The sequence below is a fragment of the uncultured Ruegeria sp. genome (genome assembly GCF_947497005.1).
Taxonomy (GTDB): domain Bacteria; phylum Pseudomonadota; class Alphaproteobacteria; order Rhodobacterales; family Rhodobacteraceae; genus Ruegeria.
Map to the genome: position 1 here is coordinate 1 of NZ_CANMFF010000068.1, position 456 is coordinate 456.

1 protein-coding gene is annotated in these 456 nt (G+C 55.5%); it reads left to right on the forward strand.

What is annotated here, in order from left to right:
• Window positions 1–199: 199 nt before the first annotated feature.
• Window positions 200–456, forward strand: a 257-nt coding sequence (locus Q0816_RS25935; protein WP_298856216.1) for a tetrahydrofolate dehydrogenase/cyclohydrolase catalytic domain-containing protein, incomplete at its 3' end; no start/stop codon positions are given.

Genomic DNA, 456 nt, shown 5'->3' on the forward strand with positions numbered 1-456 from the left:
TGTTCTAAGCCGCTTTTTGAACCATCTCGTGGTCCGGGGATATATTCCCGGGCCATGAGGAGATGACGATGCCCACTATGATACCGTCGCTAAACTGCGCAAAAGGTTCCCGTCAGCGCGGTTGATTTGAGGATGGCCCGAGGCGAAATCTGGGGCTGCTATCCTTGCCCAAATAGTAGACGGAAGAAAGGATCAAAGGATGGTAGCGCAGGTTATCGACGGTAAGGCCTTTGCGGCCAAGGTTCGCGCGCAAGTGGCCGATCAGGTCGCAAAGCTGAAGGAAGAAAACGGGATTACCCCCGGTCTGGCGGTGGTATTGGTGGGTGAGGACCCGGCCAGCAAGGTTTATGTCCGCTCCAAGGGTAAGATGACCGTCGAAGTCGGCATGAACTCGTACGAGCACAAGCTGGACGTGGAGACCTCGGAAGAAGATCTGCTGGCGTTGATCGACAAGCT